This is a genomic window from Mycobacterium sp. TH-M106 (assembly GCF_057473765.1).
The window spans coordinates 1-6,116 of sequence record NZ_JBYCLE010000400.1 but is presented as its reverse complement, the minus strand read 5'-3'; the positions used below and the strand labels follow the sequence as shown (position 1 = coordinate 6,116).

Here is a 6,116-nt window from a genome sequence, read left to right as displayed (position 1 = left end):
AGCGGTACTACCCGGGCATCGGCGCGCCGAGTTGGACGGCGAACTACGGTTCGGAAACCCTCAACCATTACGACCACGTTCATATCGCCACCGACGGAGGCGGATACCCCACCGGGCAGGAAACCTACTACATCGGGTCCATGAGCCCTGTGCCGTCGAATTGACCGATTGATCGCAGAAATGAAGTCGCGCGCGCGACTTCGGTTTTCCGTGAAGGCAGCCCCTACGGGCTGCTGCTGTGGTTTAGGACGGGGTGGCCGCCATGGCCCTGTCGGTCAGGTCGCTGCGGCGAGGCCGCGTCACGAGCGCGCCCCTCGCCTTCGCGCGCCGGCCGAGTCCGCACCCGCTGATGCACAGTGACGGGCCACCAGAACCACCGGCCCAGCAGCGCAGCGATCGACGGGGTGATCAGCGTCCGCACGACGAACGTGTCGAACAGCAGTCCCAGCCCGATCGTGGTGCCGATCTGACCGACCGAACGCAAGTCACTAGCGATCATCGCGATCATGGTGAACGCGAACACCATTCCGGCCGCGGTCACCACCTTGCCGGTGGCACCCATTGCCCGGATCATTCCGGTCTTCAGCCCGGCGCCGATCTCTTCCTTCATCCGGGAGACCACCAGCAGGTTGTAGTCCGAGCCGACCGCCAGCAGCACGATCACCGACATCGCGATCACCAACCACTGCAGGTCGATGCCGAACACATACTGCCACAGCAACACCGAGATTCCGAACGACGCGGCCAGTGACAGCACCACGGTGCCGACGATCACGATCGAGGCGATCAATGCCCGGGTGATCAGCAGCATCACGATGAAGATCAGGATGATCGCGGCGATCGCGGCGATCAACAGATCGTAGTGGGCGCCGTGCTGAATGTCCTTGTAGGTGGCGGCGGTGCCACCGAGGTAGAACCGTGCCTTGGCCAGCGGGGTGCCCTTGACCGCTTCCTTGGCGGCCTGCAGTTCGGCGTCGACGTGCGAGATGCCTTCCGCGGTAGCCGGATCGGCATCGTGGGTGATCAGGATGCGGGCGGCCTTGCCGTCCGGTGACATCATCAACTCCATGCCGCGCTGAAAGTCGGGACTGTCGAACGCTTCGGGCGGCAGGTAGAACATGTCGTCGTTCTTGGCGTCGTCGAACACCTGGCCCATCACCGCGGCGGTGTCGGTCATCTGCTCCAACTGCGTCACCACCAGACTGAAGCTGCTGTGCATCGTCAACATCAGGTCGCGCATGTTGGTGGTGATCGCGATCATCGGCGGTATCTGATCGGCGACCTGCGGCGTGATCACATCGACCCGATCGAGTTGCGCCGCAAGGTCTGCGGTGTTCTCCGCCAGCTTGTCGAAGCCGTCGCTGGCGTCGAACATCGACCGGAACGCGTTGCACACGCCGATGTTGAAGCAGTGCGGCTCCCAGTAGAAGTAGTTGCGCAACGGCCGGACCTCGTCGTCGAAGTCGGCGATCTGGTCCCGAACCTCGGCCAGCGTGCCCTGCATGTCGTGGGTGGCCGCGTCGGTGCCGCGGGTGGCGTCGGCGAGCTGCACGGTCAGATCGTGCAGCCGGCCCATCACCGCGGCCATCGAGCCGAGTTGATCGGCCATGGTCTGGGTGTCCGCCAAGCGAGCCTTCAAGAACTGCAGGTTCTCCCGCATCGTGACACCTTGCGCGCTGATCTGGAACGGCACCGAACCGTGCTCCATCGGCGGGCCGAGCGGGCGGGTGATGGACTGCACCCGTTCGATACCGGGCACCCGGAAGATGGTGCGGGCGACCCGGTCCAGCACCAGCATGTCGCGCGGGTTACGCATGTCGTGGTCGGCTTCGACCATCAGCATGTCGGGATTCATCCGCGCCGAGCTGAAGTGCTTCTCGGCGACGGCGTAGCCGATGTTGGACGGTACGTCGGCCGGGATGTAGTGCCGGTTGTCGTAGCTGGTCTTATAGCCGGGCAGCACCAGAACACCCACCACCGCAACCGCACTGGCGCCGGCCAGGATCGGTGCCGGCCACCGCACCACAGCGGTGCCGACCTTGCGCCAGCCGCCAGCCTTGGTCTTGACCTTGGGGTCGAGCAGGCCGAACCGGGCGCTGACCGCAAGTACCGCCGGCGCGAACGTCAGACCCATCAGCAGGATGGTGAACATGCCCAGCGCACACGGCACGGCGAGGGTGTTGAAGTAGTTCAGCCGGGTGAAGTGCAGGCAGAGCATAGCGCCGGCGATGGTCAGACCGGAGCCCAGGATGACGTGGGTGACGCCGGCCAGCGTGGTGCGCTGGGCGGTCACCGGTTCCTCACCAGCGTTGCGGGCCTCGTGGTAGCGCCCGATCAGAAAGACCCAGTAGTCGGTGCCTGCCGCGATCGCCAGCGCCGTCAAGATGCTGACCACGAACGTGGAGATCGCGAAGACGTGCAGGTTGCCCAGCACCGCGATCAGCCCGCGAGCCATGCTCATCTCGGTGACCACCACCAGCAGCCCGATTCCCATGGTGGCCACTGAGCGATACACCACCAGGAGCATCGCTGCGATCACCGCAAGCGTGACGCCCGTCATCTTCACCATCGACGCGTCGCCGGCCTCGTTGGTGTCGGCGACCAGCGCGGCCTGCCCGGTGACGAAAGCGCGCAGCCCGGCCGGCGGTCGGGACTGAGCGACGATCTCGCGCACCGCGTCCACCGACTCCACGCCCTGCGCCGAGCCCTGGCCGCCGGCCAAATGCACCTGCACGTAGGCGGCGCGGCCGTCCTCGCTCTGGGATCCCGCCGAGGTCACTCGGTCCCCCCAGAAGTCCTGGACATACTCGACGTGTGCGTCGTCGTGCTGCAGGTCCGCCACCAGCCGGTCGTAGTACCGGCGGGCCTGCCCGTCGGACCCGCCGAGTTCATGGTCGCCTTCGATGACGATCATCAACACCGAATCGGAGTTGAACTCGCCGAACTTCTCGCCGATATGCTTCATCGCGATCACCGACGGGGCGTCCTGCGGGGACAGCGACACTGCATTTTTGGCGCCGACGACCTCCAGCTGAGGCACTGCGATGTTGGCGGCGGCGGTGGCGGCCAGCCAGAACACGATGATCGGGATCGACAGGGCGCGGATCAGTCCGGGGAAGCGAACCGGGTTGCCCAACCCGGTGTGTGGGCCGCTCACGCCGCCTTCACCACGCAGAACGTCGCGACGGCGTGCCCGTCGGCCTGCTGCTGATCGCGCAGTTCACCGTTGACCGTGATCCGGCAGCCCAGTTCGCGGCTGTCGCCCTGCGCCATCACGCTGGCAAAGACGCTGGGTCCGGTGGTAGTCAGGGTCAACGTCCACGGCAGCGTGTGGAACTGCGCCTCCTGGGATTCGGCGCGCTCGTCGACGTAGCTGATCATGCCGGAGGTACCCGCCGGCCCGTAGATCTCGTAGGTGACGTATTTCGGGACGGTGGAGACGATCTCGCCGCCGTTCTTGGTCGAGGTCAGCGGGTCGGAGCCGAAGACGCCGTGGAATCGGTGGATCACCAGGCTGCCGACCGCGGCCACCGAGACGATCACCAGTCCGATCCAGCGGCGCTGCAGCGCAACTCCGAGCTTGGTCTTTGCCGTTATAGCCGATAACGTTACGTCCATAAGGTAACAGGCGTAAAGTCAACTTGTGCCAGCTCACACTTGGTTAGGATGACGACGTGCCGCTCAGTCCCACCCGCCAGCGCAACCTGCGCGGTCACGGCGCACTGCTGCGTGACGAGATCCTGGCCGCGGCGACGCGGGTGATCGACGGCGCCGACAGTGAAGGCGCGGTCTCGCTGCGGCGCATCGCCCGGGAGGCCGGAATCGCCGCGCCGTCGGTCTACGCGCACTTCGACGACCGGGACCGGGTGCTCGAGGCCGTCGCCGAGTCCAGCTGGATGCAGGTTTGCGACGAGATCGCCGACCACGTCCAGGCGGCCGTCGACCCGCGGGAACGGTTGCTGATCGGCTGCCGGGTGTATGTGTCGTTCGCCCAGCGACACCCGCTGCGCTACGCGCTGATGACCCAGGACGGCCACGCGCCGCCGGCCGCGCGCCAAGCGCTGGAAACGGTCACCCGCGGCCTGCTGGCCTGCCGCGGTCAGCCACCGGATGCCGGTTCGGATCCCGACTCCGACCGGATCGCCGCCGCCTTAGCGGTGGCGCTGCACGGGGTGGCGATGCTGCACCGCACCGACGCTCCGAATCTGTGGTTGAGCGATTTCAGCACCGACCAGGTGATTGAGACGATGGTCGACGCGGCCGTCCGACAACTGCTACCCGTTTCTTGAGTGCCGGGATCGACGCCCAACGCTTTCGATGACTTTCGCCCTTGCCGGACTGGCCGCCAATCCGGCGTTGGCATTCAAGCCGATGTGCGCGGCCGGCTGCGTGGCTTCAACGACGACGTGCGCTGTGATTCGCCGACGGATGTCGGCTTCTTTCCAGTCGTACAGTTGTTCCGGTGTTCTTCTGCGCTTTGCCAACCAGGTCTTGGATCTCGCGATCTTGTAGGTAGTGAAGATCCGCCGGGCTCAGGATGATCGCAGGGGTCAGGGTGATCGAGCCGTCCTCGTGTTCAATCGCGGTGTAGCGGTCATGCCGGCCGATCTTGCTCAGGTTGAGCCGCCGTCGGCTGTCGACTTCCAGCAGCACTACATCGGTTGCGGTCATAGGTTTATGTTACGGCAGCTGCGACAGTAGTGCAATCACGGTTTAACCGTGGCTGACACATCGCCGTGATAGGTTGCGGGCGTGGCGCTGAACTGGGTGAACGACCAACCTCGCGACTTCTATGAGGAGCTGGCCGCCATCGGCGATCCGGCGCTGTCGGCTCTCGACGCCGCCTTGGATGTCATTGAGGACCATCCAGAGTCGGCCGCGGCGCGCCCTCGCTCGATCTCTGCGGCGATCACCCCTACGACTCTGTGGCTTGTGGATGTTCGCCACACCAGCCGCGATCTGCAGGTCTTGTGGCGGGAAGACGACCAGGGTGAGCCGATGCTGATTTGGATTGGCGAGGCGCGGTTCCCCCGCCTATAGCCGAGTTGGTGACGTCGTAGCGGTGACTTCTGCGTCAAGCATTTCGACCTTACAGTCCGCGCACCGGCGCTGGCTCGGCGGGTGAGGACCGCCGTGCCCGCTTGACATGCTCGGATCGTTCCATAGCCTTGGCGGACGATGAGCCCGTTCAGCCCGCGACGAGCTGGGAGACACGTCCAGCCGTGATGCCGAGCATGGCGGCGGTGTCGCGCACGGAGTATTGCCGGGACAAGACCGCTGCCAGCCGGGCGGTGGCCGCGACCAGTTCGGCCTCTTGAGACTCCACATCGGCGCGGACGCGGCGCAGCCGTTCGGCTTCGATCACCGACTGGTCGTCCACGGCGAAGTGAAAGTCGAGTCGCACGTCGGCGTCGTCGGGGAGGTCGTCCATCAAGACGACGACTTCGCGCACCGACTGGGCCAGGCCCCGCAGAGAGCGGGCGAAAGTGTGCGCGCCGGCGACCGCGGGTACGTCGGCCAGCCAGGTGTCGTTTTCGCGGGTGACTTCGACGGTGTAGGTGTTCATATCAGCCATCCTTTCCCGAGCGCGGGTTCGAGGTCTTGCTGAATCTTGTGGAGTGTCCCTTTGGGAATGTCGCCGGGATGCTGCGGAACAGCGGTGCTGACGGTCACATCGCCGCGACTGACGCGGTAACGCTTGTGTGATCCGACCGTGCGGACATGCATACCACCACTCCTTTCGATCCTGCGATTGACCTCCCTCGCTCTCACGAGAATAAGTTTAACCGCTAAACTAGGCAACCGTAAAGCGACTAGACAGTACTGCGTTTCCGCCAGAGTGGCGGTGGTCCGACCGGCGGCCGGCCGACGAACGCGGCGCGACGCTGACCACCCGTCGGGTGCAGCTACGGTGGCCGGCATGGCCGATGACAAGAATCACGCCGAGTTCGTCGAGGCGGTTGCGCGCATCTGGCGCGAGGACGCTACAAAATCTTCCGAAAATCCCCTCTGACCTTCTGTCGGGCTGACAGGATTTGAACCTGCGACCACTTGACCCCCAGTCAAGTGCGCTACCAAACTGCGCCACAGCCCGGTGCCGCCGACGAACAGCCACG

Annotated in this window: 7 protein-coding genes, 1 tRNA gene and 1 pseudogene; 3 read left to right on the top strand and 6 right to left on the bottom strand. The window is 65.2% G+C overall.

Features of this window, described 5'->3' with window-relative positions; translation table 11 throughout:
* A pseudogene (locus AC2VOP_RS14220) lies at window positions 1-164 on the top strand (glycoside hydrolase); the annotation flags it as partial.
* Between the two features lie 59 nt (window positions 165-223).
* Here AC2VOP_RS14220 and AC2VOP_RS14215 read toward each other — a convergent pair.
* Both AC2VOP_RS14215 and AC2VOP_RS14210 read right to left on the bottom strand, forming a co-directional pair.
* Complete coding sequence (locus AC2VOP_RS14215) at window positions 224-3,157, bottom strand: MMPL/RND family transporter (RefSeq protein ID WP_486961571.1); 2,934 nt, start codon at window positions 3,155-3,157, stop codon at window positions 224-226.
* Window positions 3,154-3,618: an MmpS family transport accessory protein gene (locus tag AC2VOP_RS14210; protein ID WP_486961570.1), complete on the bottom strand. Its 465-nt coding sequence runs from the start codon at window positions 3,616-3,618 to the stop codon at window positions 3,154-3,156. The genes AC2VOP_RS14215 and AC2VOP_RS14210 overlap by 4 nt, the downstream gene beginning before the upstream one ends.
* A 56-nt stretch (window positions 3,619-3,674) precedes the next feature.
* On the opposite strand from AC2VOP_RS14210, the gene AC2VOP_RS14205 reads away from it, so the two are divergent.
* Window positions 3,675-4,289, top strand: a complete 615-nt coding sequence (locus AC2VOP_RS14205; RefSeq protein ID WP_486961569.1) for a TetR/AcrR family transcriptional regulator — start codon at window positions 3,675-3,677, stop codon at window positions 4,287-4,289.
* Window positions 4,290-4,395: 106 nt separating this feature from the next.
* On the opposite strand, the gene AC2VOP_RS14200 is transcribed toward AC2VOP_RS14205, so the two are convergent.
* On the bottom strand, window positions 4,396-4,671 hold the full coding sequence (locus tag AC2VOP_RS14200) for a hypothetical protein (protein ID WP_486961568.1): 276 nt from the start codon (window positions 4,669-4,671) through the stop codon (window positions 4,396-4,398).
* 81 nt (window positions 4,672-4,752) lie between these two features.
* Between AC2VOP_RS14200 and AC2VOP_RS14195 the strand changes: the two genes are divergently transcribed.
* The gene (locus AC2VOP_RS14195; RefSeq protein ID WP_486961567.1) at window positions 4,753-5,040 is read left to right on the top strand and encodes a hypothetical protein; all 288 of its coding nucleotides are present in this window, start codon (window positions 4,753-4,755) and stop codon (window positions 5,038-5,040) included.
* Between the two features lie 148 nt (window positions 5,041-5,188).
* On the opposite strand, the gene AC2VOP_RS14190 is transcribed toward AC2VOP_RS14195, so the two are convergent.
* The 3 genes from AC2VOP_RS14190 to AC2VOP_RS14180 all read right to left on the bottom strand — a co-directional run bounded on the left by AC2VOP_RS14190 (window position 5,189) and on the right by AC2VOP_RS14180 (window position 6,094).
* On the bottom strand, window positions 5,189-5,566 hold the full coding sequence (locus tag AC2VOP_RS14190) for a type II toxin-antitoxin system HicB family antitoxin (protein ID WP_486961566.1): 378 nt from the start codon (window positions 5,564-5,566) through the stop codon (window positions 5,189-5,191).
* Window positions 5,563-5,922, bottom strand: coding sequence for a type II toxin-antitoxin system HicA family toxin (locus AC2VOP_RS14185; protein WP_486961565.1), 360 nt, complete (start codon window positions 5,920-5,922; stop codon window positions 5,563-5,565). Before AC2VOP_RS14185 ends, AC2VOP_RS14190 begins: the two co-directional genes overlap by 4 nt.
* A 98-nt stretch (window positions 5,923-6,020) precedes the next feature.
* Window positions 6,021-6,094, bottom strand: a tRNA-Pro gene (locus AC2VOP_RS14180).
* Window positions 6,095-6,116: the final 22 nt, after the last annotated feature.